Below are 22,438 nucleotides of genomic sequence, written 5' to 3'. Positions count from 1 at the left end.
CCGTTGCTGCAGATGACCGGCATCGTCAAGGTCTTCCCGGGCGTGCGGGCCCTCGACGGCGTCGACCTCGAGGTCCGCGCCGGCGAGGTGCACTGCCTGCTCGGCCAGAACGGCGCCGGCAAGTCCACGCTCATCAAGGTCCTGGCCGGCGCCCACCAGCCGGACGAGGGCGAGATCCGCTGGCAGGGCGAGGCCATCCGGCTCACCACGCCGATGGCGGCGATGAAGCACGGCATCGCGACCATCTACCAGGAGCTCGACCTCGTCGACGGGCTGTCCGTCGCCGAGAACATCTACCTCGGCCACGAGCTGGCCGCGGCCGGCTTCTCCCGCCGCGGCGACACCCAGAAGGAGGCCGCGGCGCTGCTGGCCCGGCTCGGCCACCCGGAGATCTCGCCGCGCCGCGAGGTCGGCACGCTGTCGGCGGCCGGCAAGCAGATCGTCAGCATGGCGCGGGCGCTGTCGCACGACGTCAAGCTGATCATCATGGACGAGCCGTCGGCGGTCCTCGACCAGGAGGAGGTCGCCCGGCTGTTCAAGGTCATCCGCGACCTCCAGGCCGAGGGCGTCGCCGTCGTGTACATCTCGCACCGGCTGGAGGAGATCCGCCAGATCGGCGACCGCGTCACCGTCCTCAAGGACGGCCGCACTGTCGCGACCGGCCTGCCGGCCCGCGACACACCGACCCGCGAGCTCACCCGCCGCATGACCGGCCGCGACATCGAGTACGTGTTCCCGCAGCGGCAGTCCCGCGACGGCGACGGCTCGGTCGTGCTGGCGGTCCGCGACCTCTCCGCAGGCAAGGCGTTCAGCGGCGTCGACTTCGAGGTGCGGGCCGGCGAAATCGTGGGGCTGGCCGGGCTGGTCGGGTCCGGGCGCTCGGAGATCCTCGAGACCGTCTACGGCGCGCGCAAGGCGTCGTCGGGGTCGGTCAGCGTCGACGGGCGGACGCTGCGCAACGGGTCGGTCCGCGCGGCCGTCGGCGCCGGCGTCGGGCTGTGCCCCGAGGAGCGCAAGAGCCAGGGCCTGCTGCTCGACGAGGCCATCTACCGCAACGTCAGCCTCGCCACCATGGGCCGCTTCGCCCGTGGCGGTTTCATCAACCGCGGCGACGAGAAGCGCGCCGCCACCGAGCACGTGAAGTCGCTCGACGTCCGCCCGCCCGACGTCGACCGCGCCGTCCGCACCCTGTCGGGCGGCAACCAGCAGAAGATCGTCCTCGCCAGGTGGCTGCTCCGGGAGTGCCGGGTGCTGCTGCTGGACGAGCCGACGCGAGGGGTCGACGTGGGTGCGCGCAGCGAGATCTACGCGCTCGTCCGCCGGCTCGCCGACGACGGTGTCGCCGTCGTCCTGGTCAGCAGTGAGGTCCCCGAGGTGCTCGGCCTGGCCGACCGGGTGCTGGTCCTGCGGGAAGGGGTCGTCGTGCACACCGGGCCGGCCGACGACATCGACGAGCACCGGGTCCTCGACCTGGTGATGGAAGGGAGCGCAGCGTGAGCGACCAGACTCCGTCCGCACCGCCGACCACCCCGCCCGCCGACGAGCACCGCCGCATCGAGGCGGCCGCCGCGGCCGAGGGCGAGACCCAGTCCGGCTTCGTCCGGTTCATGAGCAGCCCGTTCGGCCGGAACCTCGGCCTGGTCATCGCGCTGCTCGTGCTCTGCGCCGTGGGCGTGGCCACCGCCGGCGACCGGTTCGCCAGCACCGACAACATGCTGACGATCCTCCGCCTGGCCTCGAGCATCGGCGTCGTCGCCATCGGCATGACATTCGTGATCATCGGCGGTGGCATCGACCTCTCCGTCGGCGCCATCGTCGCGCTCTCGTCGGTCTGGGCCACCACCCTGGCGACGCAGACGATGGCCGAGGACACCCACTGGCTGATCATGGTGTTCGTGGCCTGCGCGGTCGGTGTCGGCTGCGGCCTCGTCAACGGCATCCTCATCGCGTACGGCAGGATGGCGCCGTTCATCGCCACGCTGGCGATGTTCGCCGCCGCCCGCGGCCTGGCCGAGATCATCTCCGAGAAGCGCACCCAGATCATCGACGTCCGCGGGCTGGTCGACTTCATCAACGGCGACTTCCTCGGCGTGCCGGTGCTGGTCTGGATCTTCGCCGTGGTCAGCGCCATCGGCTGGGTGCTGCTCAACCGCACCACGTTCGGCCGGCGCACCATCGCCGTCGGCGGCAACGCGACGGCGGCGCGGCTGGCCGGCATCGCGGTCAAGCGGCACACCGTCCTGCTGTACGTCGTGCTCGGCCTCGCCTGCGGCATCGCCGCGATCATGCTGGCGGCCCGCACCACCACCGGCAGCGCCACCCACGGCCAGCTCTGGGAGCTGGACGCGATCGCCGCCGTGGTCATCGGCGGGACGCTGCTCACCGGCGGCCGCGGCACCATCGTCGGCACCGTCATCGGCGTGCTGATCTTCAACACCCTGACGAACGTGTTCACCCTCAACAACCTCGACAGCTCCACCCAGGCGGTCGCGAAGGGCGCGATCATCGTGATCGCCGTGTTCCTGCAGCAACGGGTCGCGGTCCGCGGCAGCGACTCGACCTAGCCCTCAGAGCCCACCCCCAAGAGCGCACCCGCCGGACGGGCAGTCCGGGACCGCATCGATACGAGGAGAGACCCATGTCGGTACGTACGAACCGGCCCCGCCGGTTGCTGACGGCCACGGCCGCCGTGTTCGCGGCCGGGGCCCTCGTGGCCAGCTGCACCAGCAACGAACCGGAGGAGGAGAACGAGCCGGCGGCGGAGACCAACGCCCAGGCTCCCTCCGGCGGCAACGACGAGCCCGGCGAGACCGTCGTCATCGGCTTCTCCGGCCCCGAGGCCGACCACGGCTGGCTGGCCGCGGTCAACGACTCGGCCATCGCCGAGGCGGAGAAGTACGAGGACGTCGAGCTGCGCACCGCCGAGGCCACGAACGACGCGAACCTGCAGATCAGCCAGATCGAGACGTTCATCAACGAGGGCGTCGACGCGATCGTGCTGCTGCCCACCGACGGCGCGCAGCTCACCGAGGTGGCCACCCGGGCGATGGACGCCGGCATCCCGGTCGTCAACGTCGACCGCGAGTTCTCCACGCCGTTCGCCGCGCGCACCACGATCCTCGGCGACAACTACGGCATGGGGGTCTCGGCCGGCACCTACGCCTGTCAGCTGGTCGAGGACAACGGCATCGCCGACCCGGTGATCGCCGAGATCGCCGGCATCGACTCGCTGCCGCTGACGCAGGACCGCTCGCAGGGCTTCGCCGACGCGCTGGAGGCGTGCGGGCAGACCGTCGACAACCGCGTCGCCGCCGAGTTCACCGTCGAGTCCGGCGAGGAGCAGGCCGCCAACCTGCTGCAGGCCGCGCCGCAGATCGACATCATCTGGAACCACGACGACGACCAGGGCGTCGGCGTCAAGCAGGCGTTCGACAACGCCGGCCGCGACGAGTTCTTCTTCATCGGCGGCGCGGGCTCGGCGAACGCGATGCGGTGGATCCAGGACGGCGAGATGGAGGCGACCATCCTCTACCCGCCGACGCAGGCTGCCGACGGCATCCGGCTGGCCCGGCTGCTGGCGCAGAACAAGGGGATGTCGGACCTGGTCCAGGTCGAGGTACCGCGCCGGATCGTGCTGAACGCTCCGGTCGTCAACGCCGACAACGTCGAGCAGTACCTCCCCCTGGGGTTCGAATCCTGATCAGGACGCGGTGAGTGGCGGGGCCGGCGCCGGCCCCGCCAGCACCCGTCACCGACGGGGGATACAACGGAAGGCACAGCACATGACGGTTGACGACACGCCCATCCTCGGTATCGGCATGGTGGGCTACGCGTTCATGGGGGCGGCCCACTCCCAGGCCTGGCGCAACGCGCCGAGTTTCTTCGACGTTCCCGTCGTCCCGCGCCTGGTGGCGCTGGGCGGCCGGAACGCCGAGGCGGCCGGCGACGTCGCGAGACGCTTCGGGTGGGAGAGCGTCGAGACCGACTGGCGGCGGCTGATCGCCCGCCACGACGTGGGCCTGGTCGACGTCTGCACGCCCGGCGACACCCACGCGGAGATCGCGATCGCGGCCCTCGAGGCCGGCAAGCACGTGCTCTGCGAGAAGCCGCTCGCCAACACCGTGGCCGAGGCCGAGGCCATGGTCGAGGCGGCGGAGAAGGCGGCGGAGTCGGGGGTCCGCAGCCTGGTCGGCTTCACCTACCGCCGGGTGCCGGCCATCGCGCTGGCCCGGCAGCTGGTGGCCGAGGGGCGCCTGGGGCAGCTGCACCACGTGCGCGCGCAGTACCTGCAGGACTGGATCGCCGACCCGGCTGCGCCGTTGTCGTGGCGGCTGCAGAAGGATCGGGCCGGGTCCGGCGCGCTCGGCGACATCGGCGCGCACATCGTCGACCTCACCCAGTTCATCACCGGCGAGCGCATCACCGGCGTCAGCGCGATCCTGGAGACGTTCGTCAAGGAACGCCCCATCCCCGACTCCTTCACCGGCCTGGCCGGTACGGCCGGCGAGAACGCCGAGATGGGGCCGGTCACCGTCGACGACACCGCGCTGTTCCTGGCCCGGTTCACCGGGGGAGCGGTGGCCTCGTTCGAGGCGACCCGCTTCGCCAGCGGGCGCAAGAACGCGATCCGCATCGAGATCAACGGGTCGAAGGGCAGCCTCGCGTTCGACTTCGAGGACATGAACGTCCTCAACGTCTACGACAACACCGAGGACGACCGTCTGGCCGGCTTCAAGCGGGTGCTGGTCACCGAGCCCAGCCACCCGTACGTCAGCGCCTGGTGGCCCGCGGGGCACGGGCTCGGCTACGAGCACGCGTTCACCCACCAGGCCGTCGACCTGCTGACGGCGATCGGCGAGGGCCGCGACCCGGCGCCGTCGTTCGCCGACGGCCTGGTCGTGCAGCGCGTCCTCGCGGCCGTCGAGGACAGCGCGGCCGCGGGCAGCGCGTGGACGGAGGTCCCCGCACCCGCCTGAGCACACCAACGCAGGGCCGAGTAGTACCACCGGGGGCGACCCCGGGCACGGAGCGCATCATCCGTTCCCGACAGTCGAAGGAGACTGTGGTGAGTCATCCCGCGCAACGCGCCCGCCGATGGGCGCGGCGATTATTGGCCGCAGGTGCCGCCGTCGTGACGACGGTGCCGCTGGCGGTGGCCGCGATGGCGCCTCCGGCGGCCGCCCACCCGGGCCACGGTGGCTACTCGATCCTGGTGTTCTCGAAGACGGCGGGGTTCCGGCACGACTCCATCCCCGCGGGCATCGCGGCGATCCAGCAGCTGGGTACCGCGCACGAGTTCGACGTCACCGCGACGGAGGACGCCGCGGCGTTCACCGACGAGAACCTCGCCCAGTACGACGCGGTCGTCTGGCTGTCGACCACCGGTGACGTGCTCAACACCGAGCAGCAGGCGGCGTTCGAGCGGTACATCCAGAACGGCGGCGGGTACGCCGGCGTCCACTCCGCGTCCGACACCGAGTACAGCTGGCCGTGGTACGGCGAACTGGTTGGCGCCTACTTCGCCAGCCATCCGCAGAACCAGACCGCGACGGTGAAGGTGGAGGACCCGGCGCACCCGTCGACCCAGCACCTCGACCCGCTCTGGTCCCGGTTCGACGAGTGGTACAACTACCAGACCAACCCGCGCGGCGACGTGCACGTGCTGACGTCGCTGGACGAGACGTCGTACTCGCCGGGCGGCGGCGCCATGGGCGCGGACCACCCGATCACCTGGTGCCAGGACTACGACGGCGGCCGGTCCTGGTACACCGGCCTCGGCCACACCCAGGAGTCCTACGCCGACCCCGACTTCCTGCAGTTGCTGCTCGGCGGCATCGAGACCGCGGCGGGCGTCACGCCGGCCGACTGCTCGGCCAGCAAGCCGGACAGCTTCGAGAAGGTGACGCTGGACGACAGCACCAGCAACCCGATGGAGCTGGCGGTCGCCGACGACGGCCGCGTCCTCTACATCGACCGCAACGGCGCGGTGCGGCTCATCCGCCCGGACGGCTCGGCCACCACCGCCGGCACCCTGAGCGTGTACACCGGCCAGGAGTTCGGCCTCATGGGCATCGCGCTCGACCCGGACTTCACCACCAACGGCTGGGTGTACCTGACGTACGCGCCGGCGGGCGGCGAGGCGATCGACCGGGTGTCGAGGTTCACGCTGACCGGTGAGACGCTCGACCTCGCCAGCGAGACCGTCATCATCGAGTACCCGACGAACCGGGTGGAGTGCTGCCACGCCGGCGGCGCGCTGGAGTTCGACAACGACGGCAACCTGTACCTCACCACCGGCGACAACACGAACCCGTTCGCGTCCAGCGGCTACGCGCCGATCGACGAGCGGCCCGGCCGGGAGCTGTGGGACGCGCAGCGCACGTCGGCCAACACGAACAGCCTGAGCGGCAAGGTGCTGCGCATCACCCCGCTGGACGAGGGCGGCTACGCGATCCCGTCGGGCAACCTGTTCGCGCCGGGAACCGCGCAGACCCGTCCGGAGATCTTCGCGATGGGCTTCCGCAACCCGTTCCGCATCGGCCTGGACCCGGCGACGAACAAGCTCATGGTCGCCGACTACGGGCCCGACGCCGGCAGCGCGAACCCCAGCCGCGGCCCGGACGGCCGGGTCGAGTGGAACATCGTCGACGAGCCCGGCTTCTACGGCTGGCCGTACTGCGTGGGCGACAACACGCCGTACATCGACTTCGACTTCGCCACCAACGCCTCCGGCGCCGCGTTCGACTGTGACGCGCCGGTGAACGACTCGCCGAACAACACCGGCCTGACCCAGCTGCCGGGCGCCATCGAGGCCGAGGTCTGGTACGGCTACTCCACCAACCCGCTGTTCCCGGAGATCGGCGGCGGCGGCGCTCCGATGGCCGGCGGCGTGTACCGCTACGACCCCGACCTCGTGTCGGACCGCAAGTGGCCGGCGTACTGGGACGGCAAGGCGATCTTCGGCGAGTGGAACCAGGGCAACCTCTACTCGTTCCAGCTCGACCAGACCGGGTCCGCCGTCACGGACATCAACGCGGTCTTCCCGGACTGGCCGTTCGCCCGCCCGCACGCCCTGCAGTGGGGCCCGGACGGCGCGCTGTACGTGATCGAGTGGGGCAGCGGGTTCGGCGGCAACAACGCCGACTCCGGCGTCTACCGCATCGACTACGTGCAGGGCACCCGGGCGCCGGTGGCGCGGATCAGCGCCAGCGCGACGTCCGGCCCGCTGCCGCTGGAGGTGAGCTTCGACGGCTCCGCGTCGATCGACCCCGAGGGTGGGCCGATCACCTACGCGTGGGACTTCGACGGCGACGGCAGCACCGACTCCACCGAGCCGGAGGCGTCCTACACCTACACGACGGCCGGCGACTACACCGTCGCGCTCACCGTCACCGACGCGGACGGCCTGCAGGACATCGCCAACGTCGAGGTCGCGGCCGGCAACACCGCGCCGGACGTCAACGTGGCGTGGCCGCCGAACGGCGGGTTCTTCGAGTTCGGCGACACCATCCGGTACGAGGTGAGCGCCACCGACGCCGAGGACGGCCAGGCCGAGTGCCCGCGCATCGTCACCCAGCCGGCGCTCGGGCACGACGAGCACTCGCACGAGTACGCCGAGTACTTCGGCTGCGAAGGCGTGTTCCCGCTGCCCGGCGACGAGGGCCACGTCGGCGCGAACATCTTCGGCACCGTCACCTTCACCTACACCGACGACGGCGCGCCGAACGTCAGTCCGCTGACCGGGCAGGAGGTGTTCGTCCTGCAGCCGAAGCGGCGTGAGGCCGAGCACTTCGACCTGACCGGCAGGCTGGAGGGCTCCACGTCCGGCGGCGACCCGGGCGTGCAGCGCGAGACCACCGGCGACGTCCTGGGCGGCGGCCAGAACATCGGGTTCATCGAGCCCGGCGACTGGTGGGCCTGGGACCCGATGAACCTCACGAACATCGACAGCATCACGCTGCGGGCGGCCACGCCGTCCGGCGCGTCGACGGTCGAGGTGCGCACCGGCTCGCCCGAGGGGCCGGCGGTGGCCACCATCACGGTCCAGCCCACGGGCGACTGGCAGACCTACGACGACTTCAGCGGCGCGGTCAGCGGCGCGACGACGACCGACAGCGGCCCGCTGTACTTCGTCAACGTGTCCGGCCAGCTCAACGTCAACTGGATCGACTTCGAGGGCCGCGGCGTCACCGACAACCAGCGCCCCGACGTCGAGGTCACCGCGACGCCGGCCGGCGGCACCGTCCCGCTGGACGTCGCGTTCGAGGCCACCGCCACCGACCCCGAGGGCGACGACCCGCTCAGCTACGCGTGGGTCTTCGGCGACGGCGGCACCGCCACCGGTCCCACGGCGGCGCACACCTACACCGAGGCGGGCAGCTACGACGCCTCCGTCACGGTGACCGACGCGCGCGGCGCCGCGGCGACCGAGCACGTCACCATCGAGGTCGACCCGGTGGTCACCGAGCCGCCGGTCTGCCTGAACGGGCGCTCCGACGGGTTCGACGGCACGTCGCTGGACCGTGACCGCTGGACCACCGTGGTCCGGGAGAACCAGGACCTCGTCGTCGCAGACGGGAGCCTGGTGCTGCCGACGACGAGCACCGACATCTACGGCACCAACAACACCGACACGCCGAACATCGTCCTGCAGGACCTGCCGGACGGGCCGTTCACCGCGACCGCGAAGCTGACCATGCAGGCCTACCGGGCCTACCAGCAGGCCGGTCTGATCATCTACGGCGACGACGACAACTACGCCAAGATGGTGCTCGAGGGCCGCGACACCGGCGTCAGCAACCCGGCCGCGCGCATCTTCCAGTTCATCCGCGAGGAGAACGGCGCGCCCAACGAGGTCGGTGAGAGCAACACCGCCAACCTCGGCGCCGCCTACCCGGACACCGTCTGGGTGCGCTACATCAGCGACGGCACGAACCTGCGCGCCGCGTACAGCGCCGACGGCGTGACCTTCACCGAGATGCCGCAGACGAAGAGCCTGGCCGGCATCGAGAACCCGAAGATCGGCCTGGTCGCGCTGGCCGGCACCGGTCAGCCGGTCACCGAGGTGCGGTTCGACTCGTTCCACATCACGCCCGACGACACCGCCACGCCGCCGACGCCGGACGACGAGTTCGACGGCGCCGCGCTGGACGGCTGCCGCTGGACCGTGCTGCGACCGGACGCCGACGCCTACCGCGTCGCCGGCGGCAAGCTGGAGATCGACACCTCGAACGGCGACATCTACACCGGCGACACCACGCCGCCGCCGGGGAACTTCATGCTCCAGCCGGCGCCCGAGGGCGATGAATGGACCATCGAGACGCTGGTGGACGGCTCGGCGCTGGTCGAGCAGTACCAGCAGGGCGGTCTGATCGTCTACGGCGACGACGACAACTACGTGAAGCTCGACTTCGTGGTGGACAACCCGGCCGGACAGCCGGTGGCCCGCCGCATCGAGCTGCGCAGCGAGGTCGACGCCGTCATCCAGAACCCGCAGCCCCAGGTCACGGAGTTGAGCCAGGGCGTGTGGCACCTGCGGCTGTCCCGCTCGGGCGACACCTACACCGGCGCCTACAGCGCCGACGGGCAGACCTGGACGCCGTTCGGCGAGGCCGTCACGAACGCCGCGCTGTCCGGCGGCGACACCCGGGTCGGCCTGTTCACCATCGGCACGTCCCAGTCGGCGCCGAAGCCGGTCACGTTCGACTACTTCCACGTCGACGGCGGCCAGCAGGCGTGCGAGCCGACGGCGCCGGAGGAGGGCTACACCAGCCTCTTCGACGGCACCGCGGCGAGCCTCGCGGGCTGGCGGATGGCGGGCCCGGGCGGGTTCACGCTCACCGAGGACTGCACGCTGCTGTCCGAGGGCGGCATGGGCCTGTACTGGTACTCGGCGGACGCCTACGAGGACTACAGCCTCAAGCTGGACTGGATGATGCCGGGCGACGACAACTCCGGCGTCTTCGTCGGGTTCCCCGACCCGGGCGACGACCCGTGGGTCGCCGTCGACCAGGGCCACGAGATCCAGATCGACGCCACCGACGCGCCCGACCGCACCACCGGTGCGATCTACGCGTTCCAAGGCGCCGACCAGGCCGCTCGCGACGCGGCGCTCAACCCGCCGGGCGAGTGGAACGAGTACGAGATCGTGGTCCAGGGCGACCGCATCCGGGTGTATCTCAACGGTGCGCTGATCAACGACTACACCGACACCGACCCGAACCGGATGAACCAGCCCAGCTACATCGGCATCCAGAACCACGGCGCGGCGGACCAGAACTACTTCCGCAACGTCCGCATCCAGGAGCTCGTCGACGAGACGGCGCCGACGGTCGAGGTCGCCCTCGACCCGGCCGAGCCGACCGGCCAGAACGGCTGGTGGACCGGCCCGGTGTCCGTCACCGCGGTGGGCACCGACGACCAGGGCGGCGAGGTCGCGCTGGAGTACCGCGTCGGCGGCGGCGACTGGACGCCGTACACCGGTGCGGTGGTCGTCGACGCCGACGGCGAGCACGCGCTGGAGTTCCGCGGCACCGACACCGCCGGCAACGTGTCCGAACCGGTCGCGGCGGCCGTCCGCAAGGACGCCACCCCGCCGGTCAGCACCGCCACGGCGGAGGGCACGGCGCCGGTCTCGGTGACGCTGGCGGCCACCGACGCCACGTCCGGCGTCGCGGCCACCGAGTGGTCCCTCGACGGCGGCGACTGGACGGCGTACGACGGTCCGGTCGCGGTCAGCGGCGACGGCGAGCACGAGCTGCGCTACCGCTCGGCCGACGCGGCCGGGAACGTCGAGGACGCCAAGGCGGTCACGGTGACCGTCGACGGCACCGCGCCGGTCCTGGTGGTCAGCGGCGTCGCGCACGGCCAGCTCTACGGCGACAGCCAGAGCCTGACCGTCACCTGGACGGCCACCGACAACGGCCCGGTCAGCACGACCGGGACGCTGGACGGCGCGCCGATCCAGTCCGGCGCCGTGGTCGCGCTGCACACGATCCCGCTCGGTCTGCACGAGCTGGTCGTCACGGCGGCCGACGCGGCCGGCAACGAGACCGTCCAGGAGCTGGTGTTCTTCTCCACCACGTCGTTCGCCGACATGGAGAGCCTGATCACCCGGTTCCAGACGGCCGGCACGATCACGTCGCAGGTGGCCAAGGACCTGCAGAGGTCGCTGGCCACCGCGCGCCGCCAGGAGGGCATGGGCCGCGAGGAGCGGGCCGTGATCGCGCTGGAGACGTTCAAGAGCACGGTCAACGCGAAGGTCACCGACGCAGGGGCGAAGAGCACCCTGCTGCGCGATGCCGACGCGATGATCATCCGGCTCGGCGGCACGCCACGGCAGGCGGCGGCCGGTGTCCGGGCCAACGGTGGCGAAGCGCTCACCGGGACGGGCCGTCTCGACGGCGACCCGGACCGTACAGAGGGCAGGGAGTTGCCCGCCATCGAGTAACGAGTCCCCCACCCCCACCCCGAGGAGACGTCACCATGAGAGTTCTGCTGCCGTCCGGCGCACCGCGCCGGAACGGAACCCGCGACCAGGGCACCTCGGCCCTGCCCCGGATCGCCGGGCCGGGCTCTCATGGGCGACGGGGAGCCGGCCAACGCCGGTTCCCGGCCCCGGTGCCGGTGCGACGCGCTCCGCGCCGGCACCGGGGCGCCACCTTCGCGGCGGGTTCCTCCGAAGGAGGCCGGGCATGAGCGGCGTCGGCATCTGGTTCGTCGGTGCCCGAGGGTCGGTGGCCACCACGACCACCGTCGGGCTGCTGGCCATCCGGTCCCGGTTGGCCGGGCACGTCGGCATGGTGTCGGAGCTGCCGGAGGTCGCTGCGGCCGGGCTGCCGGCGCTGGACGGCATCGTCGTCGGCGGCCACGAGGTCGCCGAGGGCACCCTGGGCAAGCGGGCCGAGGAGCTGAGTGCGGGCGGGGTGTTCCCGCCCGCACTGGCCACCGTGCTGGCCGGCGACCTCGCCGCGGCCGACGAGCGGATCCGGCCGGGCGTCGTCCCCGGTCAGGGGACGCAGCGGTCGGCGGCGGAGCGGGTCGAGGCCGAGCTGCGCGCGTTCCGCGACGAGCACGGCCTGGACCGTGTGGTCGTCGTAGACGTGTCCAGCACCGAGCCGCCGGCCGGCGACGTCCCCGCGTTGGCGACGCTCGCCGCGCTGGAGGCGGCGCTGGACGCGGGCGAGGCGCCGCTGCCGGGCAGTTCCCTGTACGCGTACGCGGCGTTCCGGGCCGGTTGCGCGTACGTCGCGTTCACCCCGAGCCCGGGGCCGCGGGTCCCGGCGCTGGAGGAGCTGGCGGTGGACCGCGGCATCCCGTGGGCCGGCTCGGACGCCAAGACCGGCGAGACGCTGGTCAAGACCGTGCTCGGGCCGATGTTCGCGATGCGCGCGCTGAAGGTGCGGTCGTGGTCGTCGGTCAACCTGCTGGGCGGTGGCGACGGGCAGACGCTGGCCGACCCGACGAACGCGGCCAGCAAGATCGCCACCAAGGCCAACGGCCTGGAGTCGATCCTCGGCCACCCGGTCGACGGGCCGCTGCACATCGACTACGTCCCCGACCTCGGCGACTGGAAGACCGCCTGGGACCTGGTGTCGTTCGAGGGCTTCCTCGGCACCCGGATGTCCATGCAGTTCACCTGGTCGGGCTGCGACTCGTCGCTGGCCGCGCCGCTGGTGCTGGATCTCGTCCGGCTGGTGGCGCGGGCGCACGAGCTGGGCGAGGCCGGTCCGATGCCGCAGCTCGGGTTCTTCTTCAAGGACCCGGCCGCCAGCGACGTGCACGCGCTCAGCACCCAGTGGGAGTCGCTGGTCGCCTGGTGCGAGCGGGCCGGCCGGGGCACGACATGAGGCTGCGCGACATCGCCGAGCTGGTGCGGGCGCCCGCGGCGCTGACCGTGCCGGGCGACTCGCTGGCCGGCGCGGCCGCGGCCGGGTTCCCGTACGGGGCCCGGACCGCGGTCACGCCGCTGGCCTCGGCCTGCCTGTACTGGGCCGGCATGGCCCTGAACGACTACGCCGACCGCGACCTCGACCGCGTCGAACGGCCGGAGCGGCCGATCCCGTCCGGGCGCGTGACCCCGTCGGAGGCGCTGGGGTTGGCGGCCGGGTTGACGGCGGCCGGCCTCGGGCTGGCGGCGGTGGCCGGCGGACGGCGGGCGCTGCGGGTCGCGGTCCCGCTGGCCGCGGCCGTGTGGACGTACGACCTGCTGGCCAAGCCGACGCCCGCGGGCCCCGTCGTCATGGCGGCCGCGCGCGGGCTGGACGTCCTGCTCGGGGCCGGCGGCCGCGAACGGGCGGCCGCGCTGCCGGCGTTAGCGGTCGCCACCCACACCGCCGGCGTCACCGTCCTGAGCCGCGGCGAGGTCCACGGCGGGTCTGTGTCGTCGGCCCGCGTGGCTCTGGGTGCGACCGCGACAGCCGCGGCCGCCGCCGTGGTCCCGGTCCGTCCCGCCGCCGTGGTCGCCGCGGGCACATACGTCGCCACCGTCGGGAGGGCGCAGCTGGACGCGTCGCGGACACCTGACGCGGCCACCGTCCGCTCCGCGACGGGCGCGGGGGTGCGGGGCGTCATCCCGCTGCAGTCGGCGCTGCTGGCCAGGTCCGGCGCGGTCGCGCTGGCCGCCGCCGTCGTCGGGATCGGACCGGCGGTGCGGGCGCTGTCGAAGGTGGTGTCGCCGACATGACTCCCGGTCTGCGGTTCGGCTACGGGACGAACGGCTTCGGCAGCCACCGGCTGGACGACGCGCTCGCCGTCATCGCCGGGCTCGGCTACGACGGCGTCGCACTCACTGTGGACCACCCGCACCTCGACCCGTTCGCGCCGAACCTGTCCGCGCGCACCGTCGCGGTCGGGCAGCGGCTGGCCGAGCTGGACCTGGCAGTGGTCATCGAGACCGGCGCGCGCTATGTGCTGGACCCGTGGCGCAAGCACGAGCCGAACCTGGTCTCGGACAGCGGGCGGGAGCGGCGGGTCGACCTGCTGTGCCGGGCGGTCCGCATCGGCGCCGAGCTGGGCGCCGAGGCGGTGTCGTTCTGGTCCGGCACGCTGCCCGACGGCGTCGGCGCCGACGAGGGCTGGCGGCGGGTGACGTCCGGCGTCGCGGCCGTGCTGGAGGAGGCGGAGCGGCGCGACATGGTGTGCGCGTTCGAGCCCGAGCCCGGGATGTTCGTCGACACCGTCGGCGGCGTGCTGGAGCTGCGCAAACGGCTCGGCGACCCGGAGCGGCTGCGGGTCACGCTGGACGTCGGGCACGTCGTCGCGAACGAGACCGGCAGCGTCGCCGACTGCGTCCGCCAGGCCGGGGGCCTGCTGGCGAACGTGCAGGTCGACGACATGGTCGAAGGTGTGCACGAGCACCTGGAGTTCGGTGAGGGCGAGGTCGACCTGCCGGCGGCGCTGGGTGCGCTGCTGGAGGTGGGCTACGGCGGGCTGGCCGCCGTCGAGCTGCCGCGGCACGGGCACGCCGCGCCCGTCGTCGCGCGCCGTTCGCTGGAGGCACTGCGGGCGGCCGAGGCGCAGGCCCTGGCCGCCATGGGACACGGGGGAGAGGAGGCAACGTCATGAGCGCGACGATCGATCGAACCACCCCGCACCTGGACGACGCCGCACGCGAGCGGCTGGCCGAGCTGCTGGCGGAGGTCGAGACCGACCCCCGGCGGGTCTCGGTGCTGTTCCCGGCGGTCGGACGGCGGGTCGCCCGCGGCCCGTCCAACCCGTCCGACCCCGACGGCCTGCGCAGCCCGCGGCTGGAGGACGAGGCCCGCGCGGCGCTGCTGGTGGCCGCGGCCGCCCGGCTGGAGCGGGCCGCGCTGGTCGAGGAGGTCGGCCAGCTGTACCGGTACGGCGACGCCGACGAGAAACGGGCGGTGCTGCGGGCGCTGGCCCTGCTGGACCTCGGCGAGGCCGGGCTGCCGCTGGTGGCCGACGCGCTGCGCACCAATGACGTCCGGCTGGTGGCCGCCGCGCTGGGGCCGTACGCCGCGGCGCACCTGGACGCCGCCGCCTGGCGTCAGGGCGTGCTGAAGTGCCTGTTCGTCGGCGTGCCGCTGGACGCCGTCGCCGAGCTCGACGCGCGCACCGACGAGGAGCTGGCCCGCATGGTGGCCGACTACGGCAACGAGCGCGTCGCCGCCGGGCGGTCGGTGCCCAGCGATGCCTGGCGCATCCTCGGCCGTCACCCCGAGGCCGTGGCCGGCCGCTTCCCCGTCCCGCCGCAGGAGGCCTGACCATGCGCATCTTCGACCCCCACATCCACATGACCTCGCGCACCACCGACGACTACCAGCGCATGTACGCCGCGGGCGTGCGGGCCATCACCGAGCCGGCGTTCTGGCTCGGCCAGCCGCGCACGAACGTCGGCTCGTTCGTCGACTACTTCGACGCGCTGGTCGGCTGGGAGCGGTTCCGGGCCGCGCAGTTCGGCATCCGGCACCACTGCACCATCGCGCTGAACCCGAAGGAGGCCAACGACCCGCGCTGCCACGGCGTGCTCGAGGTGCTGCCGCGCTACCTCGCCAAGGACGGCGTCGTCGCGGTCGGCGAGCTGGGCTTCGACTCGATGACTGACGACGAGGAGAAGGTGTTCGTCCGGCAGCTGGAGCTGGCCGGCGAGCACGACCTGCCGGTGCTCGTGCACACGCCGCACCGCGACAAGGCGGCCGGCACCCGGCGGACGCTGGAGCTGGTCGCGGCCAGCGGGCTGGCGCCGGAACGCGTGCTCGTCGACCACCTCAACGAGACCACCGTCGGCATGGTCGCCGACTCGGGCTGCTGGATGGGCTTCTCGATCTACCCGGACACCAAGATGGACGAGCACCGCATGGTGCGCATCCTCGCCGACCGCGGCCTGGACCGGATGATCGTCAACTCCGCCGCCGACTGGGGGCACAGCGACCCGCTGAAGACGGTGAAGACCGGCCGGGCCATGCTCGCCGAGGGGTTCACCGCCGAGGACGCCGACCGCGTGCTCTGGCAGAACCCGGTCGCGTTCTACGGGCAGAGCGGCCGGCTGCTGCTGGACGAGGTGGACCTCGCCGGGACGGGCGGGCGGACGGCCACCTACGAGGGCAACTCGATCCTGCGCGGCCAGCGCCCGGAGGCGTGATGCGGTTCCGGCACCGCGACGGCACCGTCGTCCACCTCGCGTACTGCACGAACGTCCACCCGACCGAGGACGTCGAGGCGCTGCTGGACCAGGTGACGCGGTACGGCGCCGGCGCGCGGGCCCGGCTCGGGGTGGCCCGGCTCGGCCTCGGCCTGTGGCTGCCGGCCCCGGTCGTGGCCCGGCTGGCCTCCGACGCCGGCCGCGGCGACCTGGACCGGCTGCGCGCCACGCTGGCCGCGGGCGGGTTGGAGGTGGTGACGCTCAACGCCTTCCCGTACCAGGGCTTCCACGACCCGCGGGTCAAGCTGGGGGTCTACCACCCGGACTGGCTGACGTCGCAGCGGCTGGCGTACACGCTGGACTGCGCCCGGGTGCTGGCCGCGCTGCTCCCCGACGACGCCGTCCGCGGCAGCGTGTCCAGCCTGCCGCTGGCCTGGCGCACGCCGTGGGACGACGCACGCCGCGGGCTTGCGGCGGAACGGCTGGCGCAGCTGGCCGACGGTCTGGCGAAGGTCGAGGCGGACACCGGGCGGACGGTCCGGGTCGCGCTGGAGCCCGAGCCGGGCTGCGTCGTCGAGACCGTCGGCGAAGCGGCCGCCCAGCTCGGTGGCGTCGACACCGACCGCATCGGGATCTGCCTGGACGCCTGCCACCTGGCGACCCAGTTCGAGGAGCCGGCGGCCGCGCTGGCCGTGCTCGACGCGGCCGGGCTGTCCGTCGTCAAGACGCAGGCGTCGGCCGCGCTGGAGGTGGCCGACCCGTCCGACCCGGCCGCGCGCAAGGCGCTCGCGGCCTACGCCGAGGACCGGTTCCTGCACCAGACCCGGGTGCGTACCCGCGGCCAGGTGGTCGGCGCCGACGACCTGCCCGTCGCGCTGTCGTCGGCGGCGTTCCCCGACGACGGCCCGTGGCGGGTGCACTTCCACGTGCCCGTGCACGAACAGCCCGAGCCGCCGCTGACCGCCACCCAGGAGCACCTGACGGCGACGCTGCGCGGGCTGTTCGGCGGGTCGCGGGCCGTGACGGACCACGTGGAGGTCGAGACGTACACCTGGTCGGTGCTGCCCGCGGGGCGCCGGCCGGACGGCCCGGACGGGCTGGTGGCGGGGCTCGCGGCGGAACTGCGCTGGGTCGCGGACCGGATGGCGGAGATCGGTATGGAGGAGATCGCGTGAACAAGCTGCTCGTGCTCGACGTCGTCGGCCTGACGCCGCGGCTGTTGGAGCACACCCCGAACCTGCGGGCGATCGCCGGCGACGGCTGGCAGGCGGCGCTGGGCACGGTGCTGCCCGCGGTGACCTGCTCGGTCCAGTCGACGTTCCTCACCGGCGCGATGCCGCGCGACCACGGCGTCGTCGGGAACGGCTGGTACTTCCGCGACCTCGGCGAGATCTACCTGTGGCGCCAGCACAACCGGCTGGTGCGGGGGGAGAAGGTGTGGGACCTCGCCCGGCAGGCTCGCCCCGGGTACACCGTCGCGAACGTGTGCTGGTGGTACGCGATGGGCGCCGACACCGACTGGACGGTGACGCCGCGGCCGATCTACCACGCCGACGGCCGCAAGTCGCCGGACTGCTACACCCGGCCGCCGGCGCTGCACGACGAGCTGACCCGGTCGCTGGGGGAGTTCCCGCTGTTCCAGTACTGGGGCCCGACGGCGTCGATCAAGTCGTCGGAGTGGATCGTGCAGGCGACCCGCCGGCTGATGCCGCAGGCCGACCTCACGCTCGCCTACGTCCCGCACCTCGACTACGACCTGCAGCGGTTCGGGCCGCACAGCCCGCAGGCCGTCGCCGCCGCCCGCGACGTCGACCGGGTACTGGCGCCGCTGCTCACCGAGGCGCGCGACCAGGGCGTCACCGTCGTCGCGCTGAGCGAGTACGGCATCGGCCCGGCCAGCCGCCCGGTGCACGTCAACCGGGCGCTGCGCCAGGCCGGGCTGCTCGACGTCTACACGCAGGCCGGCATGGAGTACCTGGACCCGTGGGCGTCGCGGGCGTTCGCCGTCGCCGACCACCAGGTGGCGCACGTCTACGTGCGCGACCCCGCCGACCTCGAAGCCGTCCGGGAACAGTGTGAGGCGCTGCCCGGCGTCGACCTCGTGCTGGACAAGCAGGCGCAGCGCGAGTTCGGGCTGGACCACGAGCGTTCCGGCGAGCTGGTGCTGGTGGCCGACCTCGGCGCCTGGTTCACCTACTACTACTGGCTGCACGACGACCGCGCGCCCGACTTCGCCCGCGGCGTCGAGATCCACCGCAAGCCCGGCTACGACCCTGCCGAGCTGTTCCTCGACCCCGCCGATCCGCGGGTCAAGCTGCGCGCGGGCGCGAACCTGGCGAAGAAGAAGCTGGGGCTGCGCTACGCGATGAACGTCGTGCCGCTGGACGGGCAGTGGGTCCGCGGCACGCACGGCCGGCTGCCAGACGACCCCGCCGACGGGCCCGTGCTGCTGTGCAGCGACCCGTCGACGGCCCGCGACCAGCTCGCCGCCACCGACGTCCGCGACCTGATGCTCGAGCTGGCCGGGCTCAGCACGCCCGCACGTAACCGATAGGAGACACCCATGGCACGACCGATCACCCTCTTCACCGGGCAGTGGGCCGACCTGCCGTTCGAGGAGGTCGCCCGGCTGGCCGGCGAATGGGGCTACGACGGCCTCGAGATCGCCTGCTGGGGCGACCACCTGGACGTGTGGCGCGCCGCCGAGGACGACGCCTACGTGAAGTCGCGGCACGACATCCTGGAGAAGAACGGCCTGAAGGTCTGGGCGATCTCCAACCACCTCAAGGGCCAGGCCGTCTGCGACGACCCGATCGACCAGCGGCACCGCGCCATCCTCCCGGACCGCATCTGGGGCGACGGCGACCCCGAAGGCGTCCGTCAGCGCGCCGCCGAGGAGATGAAGGTGACGGCGCGCGCGGCCGCCCGGCTCGGCGTGAACACCGTCGTCGGGTTCACCGGCTCGGCGATCTGGAAGTACGTCGCGATGTTCCCGCCGGCCTCCGACGACATGATCGCCGCCGGCTACCGCGACTTCGCCGACCGCTGGAACCCGATTCTCGACGTGTACGACGAGGTCGGCGTGCGGTTCGCGCACGAGGTGCACCCGTCCGAGATCGCCTACGACTACTGGACCACGGTGCAGACGCTGGAGGCGATCGGGCACCGCGAGGCGTTCGGGCTCAACTGGGACCCCAGCCACATGGTGTGGCAGGACCTCGACCCCGTCGCGTTCCTGTGGGACTTCCGCGACCGCATCTACCACGTCGACTGCAAGGACACGAAGAAGCAGCTCGGCAACGGCCGCAACGGCCGGCTCAGCTCACACCTGCCGTGGGCCGACCCGCGGCGCGGCTGGGACTTCGTCTCCACCGGCCACGGCGACGTGCCCTGGGAGCAGTCGTTCCGCATGCTCAACGCGATCGGCTACGACGGCCCCATCTCGGTCGAGTGGGAGGACGCCGGCATGGACCGGCTGCGCGGCGCCCCCGAGGCCCTCGAGTTCGTCCGGTCGAACCTGTTCGACGCGCCCGCTGCGGCCTTCGACGCCGCGTTCAGCTCCACCGACTAGACCTCCGCAGACCACCCCCGAAAGGAGCACCCGATGTGCTACGGATACGACGGCGATCGTGCCCTTGACGAGTCGCTGGCCCGCCGCGGGCTGGGCCGGCGCTCGTTCCTGCTGGGCGCGGCCGCGGCCGCCGGCGGCGTGCTGGCCGGTGGGCTGGCCGGCGCCCTGCCCGCGTCGGCCGGCGCCCAGCCCACGGGCCGCAAGATCGTGCCCCGCGGCGCCATCAGCATCCAGCTGTGGACGGTGCGCGACGCGCTGGCGCCCGGCGCCCTCTACGACGCGACGCTGCGCTCGATCGCCGACTACGGCTACACGAAGGTCGAGCAGGCGCTCGGGTACTTCGGCCGCACCGCCGCGCAGCTGCGTGACTTCTACGACGAGATCGGCATCTCGTGCTCGTCCAGCCACGACGGCATCAGCGCCGACCAGGCGTCGCTGGAGGCGAAGCTGGAGAACGCCGCCACGCTCGGCCAGCGCTTCATCGTCGTCCCGTTCCTCGCCTCGGACAGCCTGTCCGACTGGCAGCTGTGGGCCGAGCAGATGAACGAGGAGGCGGCGCTGGCGCGGCGGTACGGGCTGCGCTACGGCTACCACAACCACGCGCACGAGTTCACCACCGACCTCGGCGGCGGCGTCACCCCGTGGGAGGTGCTGACCACGGAGCTGGACCCGAAGCTCGTCCACCTCGAGGTCGACCTCTACTGGGCGGTCACCGGCGGCATCAACACCGGCGTGCCGGTCTCGGAGTCGGAGCAGTTCGCCATCGACGTCATCGACGCCGCGCCGCAGCGGACGCTGCAGTACCACGTCAAGGACCGGCACCTGTCCGGCGGCGACATGGCCGACCTCGGCACCGGGCACATCGACTTCGCGACGATCTTCCGCGCGCACCGCGTGCTGGAGTACATCGTCGAGAACGACACCCCGGACGTCACCCCGCTGCAGACGGCGGAGGTCGGCTACCGGTACCTGACCGAGCTGCGGATGCGCTGAAACCGGGCGCTCTGGACAGGGCGGCGGTCCGCTTCGGCGGGTCGCCGCCCTGTTTCGTCCGGATGTCGATGATCTTCGATTCGGCCGGAAGGGTAGCTGCGGGGCACCTCGGCGGGGCACACTTGGGGGACCGAGGTGGTGCCGGTGATCCGATCGAGGGCGGAGGGTCGCGCGCTGCCGTCCCAGCGTGGACGGCCGGACGGTGATCTTTCCGAGGTCAGCAGGCCGGGCGATGCTGTGCCCACGACCGTCGTCGACGACGACGAGCCGGCCGCGGCGCCGGCGCCGCGGCTGTCCGATCCCGGGCCCGGCAGCGGCACCGACCTCACCCGCCGCTATCTGCGTGAGATCGGCCGCATCCCGCTGCTCACGGGGCCCGAGGAGGTGCGGCTGGCCCGCGCCATCGAGGCCGGGCTGCTGGCCGGCGAGCGGCTGGCCACCGGCGACGCGGGCGCCGACGTCGACGCGCTGGCCGAGGTGGTCCGGCTCGGCCAGCGGGCCAAGGCCAGTCTCATCGAGGCCAACCTGCGCCTCGTCGTCTCCATCGCGCGCCGCTACACCCGGCGGGGGCTGCCGCTGCTCGACCTCATCCAGGAGGGCAACGTCGGCCTCATCCGCGCCGTCGAGCGGTTCGACCACGCGCGCGGGTTCAAGTTCTCCACCTACGCCACGTGGTGGATCCGGCAGGCCATCAGCCGGGCGCTGGCCGAGCAGGGCCGCACCATCCGGCTGCCGGTCCACGTGGTCGACGAGCTCAACCGCGTGCTGCGCGTGCTGCGCACGCTGGCCCAGCGCGAGGCCCGCGACCCCACCGTCGAGGAGCTGGCCGCCGCCACCTCGCTGCCCGCCGACCGCGTCGTCGAGCTGCTCTCGTATTCGGAGGAGCCGGTCAGCCTGCAGCTGCCGGTCGGCGAGTCGTCGGAGAACACGTTCGGCGACTTCGTCGAGGACACCGACGAGCTCTCGCCCGACGAGCTGGTCGCCCAGCTGCTGCTGCGCGACCAGGTCGAGCAGGTCCTCGACGGCCTCAGCGAGCGCGAGCGGGCGGTCGTCCGGCTCCGCTACGGCCTGCACGACGGCCGCACCCGCACGCTCGAGGAGGTCGGCCGCGAGTTCGGCGTCACGCGCGAACGGGTCCGGCAGATCGAGCACCGCACGCTGACGAAGCTGCGGCGCAACGAGTGGGCCAGTGAGCTGCGCGACTACCTGGGCTGACCCAGGGGGTGTCTGACGGATCTTCGGCGGCGGATCGACCAATATCCGTCAGACACCCCCTACGCTTGATGCTCGTGAAGCTGCGCCGTGGTCGTCCCCCTGCCGTCGACGGGCTCGAGCCGGGGGAGCGGGTGCTCGCCTCCGGCGCGGGCCCCGACGGCGACGTCGCCGCCACCACCCACCGGCTGCTGCTGCGCGACACCTCGATCCCCTGGACGGCCGTCGAGACCGCGTCCTGGGACGGCGACGCCGAGCTGCTGGTCGTCACCGAGGTGCCCGACGCGCGCGGGCGCCGGGCCCGGCACCGGGTGGCGCTCGAGTCCCCGCGCCGCCTCGTCGACGTCGTCCGCGAGCAGGTCACCCAGAGCGTCGTCATCAGCCGCCACGTCCCCGTCGACGGCCGCCGCGGCGTCCGCGTCACCGGCCGCCGCACGCCGGACGACGACATCGCCTGGACCGTCCAGGTCGACTCCGGCATCGACCTACGCGACCCGGCCACCAAATCCCGGGTCGACGCCGCGGTCGCGCTGGTCCGCAACGAGGTGGAGTGAGCC

16 protein-coding genes are annotated in these 22,438 nt (G+C 72.7%); all 16 read left to right on the top strand.

Annotated features, from left to right (window positions below; translation table 11 throughout):
• Nucleotides 1–12 precede the first annotated feature (12 nt).
• The 16 genes from BLU82_RS19100 to BLU82_RS19025 all read left to right on the top strand — a co-directional run bounded on the left by BLU82_RS19100 (nucleotide 13) and on the right by BLU82_RS19025 (nucleotide 22,435).
• On the top strand, nucleotides 13–1,497 hold the full coding sequence (locus BLU82_RS19100; RefSeq protein WP_092626022.1) for a sugar ABC transporter ATP-binding protein: 1,485 nt from the start codon (nucleotides 13–15) through the stop codon (nucleotides 1,495–1,497).
• Nucleotides 1,494–2,564: an ABC transporter permease gene (locus BLU82_RS19095; RefSeq protein ID WP_197682326.1), complete on the top strand. Its 1,071-nt coding sequence runs from the start codon at nucleotides 1,494–1,496 to the stop codon at nucleotides 2,562–2,564. Before BLU82_RS19100 ends, BLU82_RS19095 begins: the two co-directional genes overlap by 4 nt.
• A 74-nt stretch (nucleotides 2,565–2,638) precedes the next feature.
• Nucleotides 2,639–3,700 (top strand): substrate-binding domain-containing protein, encoded by a 1,062-nt coding sequence (locus BLU82_RS19090; protein ID WP_092622696.1) that lies wholly within the window; start codon nucleotides 2,639–2,641, stop codon nucleotides 3,698–3,700.
• A gap of 82 nt (nucleotides 3,701–3,782) precedes the next feature.
• A complete protein-coding gene (locus BLU82_RS19085; protein ID WP_092622695.1) occupies nucleotides 3,783–4,976 on the top strand; it encodes a Gfo/Idh/MocA family protein in 1,194 nt (397 codons plus the stop codon).
• 185 nt (nucleotides 4,977–5,161) lie between these two features.
• Nucleotides 5,162–11,449, top strand: coding sequence for a ThuA domain-containing protein (locus tag BLU82_RS19080; RefSeq protein WP_092626018.1), 6,288 nt, complete (start codon nucleotides 5,162–5,164; stop codon nucleotides 11,447–11,449).
• Between the two features lie 244 nt (nucleotides 11,450–11,693).
• Nucleotides 11,694–12,848, top strand: coding sequence for an inositol-3-phosphate synthase (locus BLU82_RS19075; RefSeq protein ID WP_092622694.1), 1,155 nt, complete (start codon nucleotides 11,694–11,696; stop codon nucleotides 12,846–12,848).
• On the top strand, nucleotides 12,845–13,684 hold the full coding sequence (locus tag BLU82_RS19070; protein ID WP_092622693.1) for an SCO3242 family prenyltransferase: 840 nt from the start codon (nucleotides 12,845–12,847) through the stop codon (nucleotides 13,682–13,684). Before BLU82_RS19075 ends, BLU82_RS19070 begins: the two co-directional genes overlap by 4 nt.
• Nucleotides 13,681–14,565, top strand: coding sequence for a sugar phosphate isomerase/epimerase (locus tag BLU82_RS19065; RefSeq protein ID WP_092622692.1), 885 nt, complete (start codon nucleotides 13,681–13,683; stop codon nucleotides 14,563–14,565). Before BLU82_RS19070 ends, BLU82_RS19065 begins: the two co-directional genes overlap by 4 nt.
• Nucleotides 14,562–15,227, top strand: coding sequence for an EboA domain-containing protein (locus tag BLU82_RS19060; protein ID WP_092622691.1), 666 nt, complete (start codon nucleotides 14,562–14,564; stop codon nucleotides 15,225–15,227). Before BLU82_RS19065 ends, BLU82_RS19060 begins: the two co-directional genes overlap by 4 nt.
• A 2-nt stretch (nucleotides 15,228–15,229) precedes the next feature.
• Nucleotides 15,230–16,105, top strand: a complete 876-nt coding sequence (locus BLU82_RS19055; protein WP_092622690.1) for a TatD family hydrolase — start codon at nucleotides 15,230–15,232, stop codon at nucleotides 16,103–16,105.
• Entirely contained in the window at nucleotides 16,105–17,280 is a 1,176-nt protein-coding gene (eboE, locus tag BLU82_RS19050; RefSeq protein ID WP_092622689.1) for a metabolite traffic protein EboE, read from the top strand. Before BLU82_RS19055 ends, eboE begins: the two co-directional genes overlap by 1 nt.
• Nucleotides 17,277–18,659, top strand: coding sequence for a nucleotide pyrophosphatase/phosphodiesterase family protein (locus BLU82_RS19045; protein ID WP_092622688.1), 1,383 nt, complete (start codon nucleotides 17,277–17,279; stop codon nucleotides 18,657–18,659). The genes eboE and BLU82_RS19045 overlap by 4 nt, the downstream gene beginning before the upstream one ends.
• A gap of 9 nt (nucleotides 18,660–18,668) precedes the next feature.
• The gene (locus BLU82_RS19040; RefSeq protein WP_092622687.1) at nucleotides 18,669–19,676 is read left to right on the top strand and encodes a sugar phosphate isomerase/epimerase; all 1,008 of its coding nucleotides are present in this window, start codon (nucleotides 18,669–18,671) and stop codon (nucleotides 19,674–19,676) included.
• Between the two features lie 33 nt (nucleotides 19,677–19,709).
• Nucleotides 19,710–20,669 (top strand): sugar phosphate isomerase/epimerase, encoded by a 960-nt coding sequence (locus BLU82_RS19035; protein WP_092622686.1) that lies wholly within the window; start codon nucleotides 19,710–19,712, stop codon nucleotides 20,667–20,669.
• 135 nt (nucleotides 20,670–20,804) lie between these two features.
• Nucleotides 20,805–21,884, top strand: a complete 1,080-nt coding sequence (locus BLU82_RS19030) for an RNA polymerase sigma factor RpoD/SigA (RefSeq protein ID WP_370246187.1) — start codon at nucleotides 20,805–20,807, stop codon at nucleotides 21,882–21,884.
• Nucleotides 21,885–21,958: 74 nt separating this feature from the next.
• Nucleotides 21,959–22,435 (top strand): hypothetical protein, encoded by a 477-nt coding sequence (locus tag BLU82_RS19025; protein ID WP_157741129.1) that lies wholly within the window; start codon nucleotides 21,959–21,961, stop codon nucleotides 22,433–22,435.
• The last annotated feature ends 3 nt before the right edge of the window (nucleotides 22,436–22,438 follow it).

The sequence above is a fragment of the Jiangella sp. DSM 45060 genome (genome assembly GCF_900105175.1).
Lineage (GTDB): Bacteria > Actinomycetota > Actinomycetes > Jiangellales > Jiangellaceae > Jiangella.
Note: the sequence above shows the minus strand (reverse complement) of the source record. Positions and strands in the feature narration are given on the sequence as shown.

Coding starts and splice junctions, on each gene's coding strand:
- BLU82_RS19100 (WP_092626022.1), top strand. CDS start 13: ATGACCGGCATCGTCAAGGTCTTCCCGGGCGTGCGGGCCCTCGACGGC.
- BLU82_RS19090 (WP_092622696.1), top strand. CDS start 2,639: ATGTCGGTACGTACGAACCGGCCCCGCCGGTTGCTGACGGCCACGGCC.
- BLU82_RS19085 (WP_092622695.1), top strand. CDS start 3,783: ATGACGGTTGACGACACGCCCATCCTCGGTATCGGCATGGTGGGCTAC.
- BLU82_RS19080 (WP_092626018.1), top strand. CDS start 5,162: ATGGCGCCTCCGGCGGCCGCCCACCCGGGCCACGGTGGCTACTCGATC.
- BLU82_RS19075 (WP_092622694.1), top strand. CDS start 11,694: ATGAGCGGCGTCGGCATCTGGTTCGTCGGTGCCCGAGGGTCGGTGGCC.
- BLU82_RS19070 (WP_092622693.1), top strand. CDS start 12,845: ATGAGGCTGCGCGACATCGCCGAGCTGGTGCGGGCGCCCGCGGCGCTG.
- BLU82_RS19065 (WP_092622692.1), top strand. CDS start 13,681: ATGACTCCCGGTCTGCGGTTCGGCTACGGGACGAACGGCTTCGGCAGC.
- BLU82_RS19060 (WP_092622691.1), top strand. CDS start 14,562: ATGAGCGCGACGATCGATCGAACCACCCCGCACCTGGACGACGCCGCA.
- BLU82_RS19055 (WP_092622690.1), top strand. CDS start 15,230: ATGCGCATCTTCGACCCCCACATCCACATGACCTCGCGCACCACCGAC.
- eboE (WP_092622689.1), top strand. CDS start 16,105: ATGCGGTTCCGGCACCGCGACGGCACCGTCGTCCACCTCGCGTACTGC.
- BLU82_RS19040 (WP_092622687.1), top strand. CDS start 18,669: ATGGCACGACCGATCACCCTCTTCACCGGGCAGTGGGCCGACCTGCCG.
- BLU82_RS19035 (WP_092622686.1), top strand. CDS start 19,710: ATGTGCTACGGATACGACGGCGATCGTGCCCTTGACGAGTCGCTGGCC.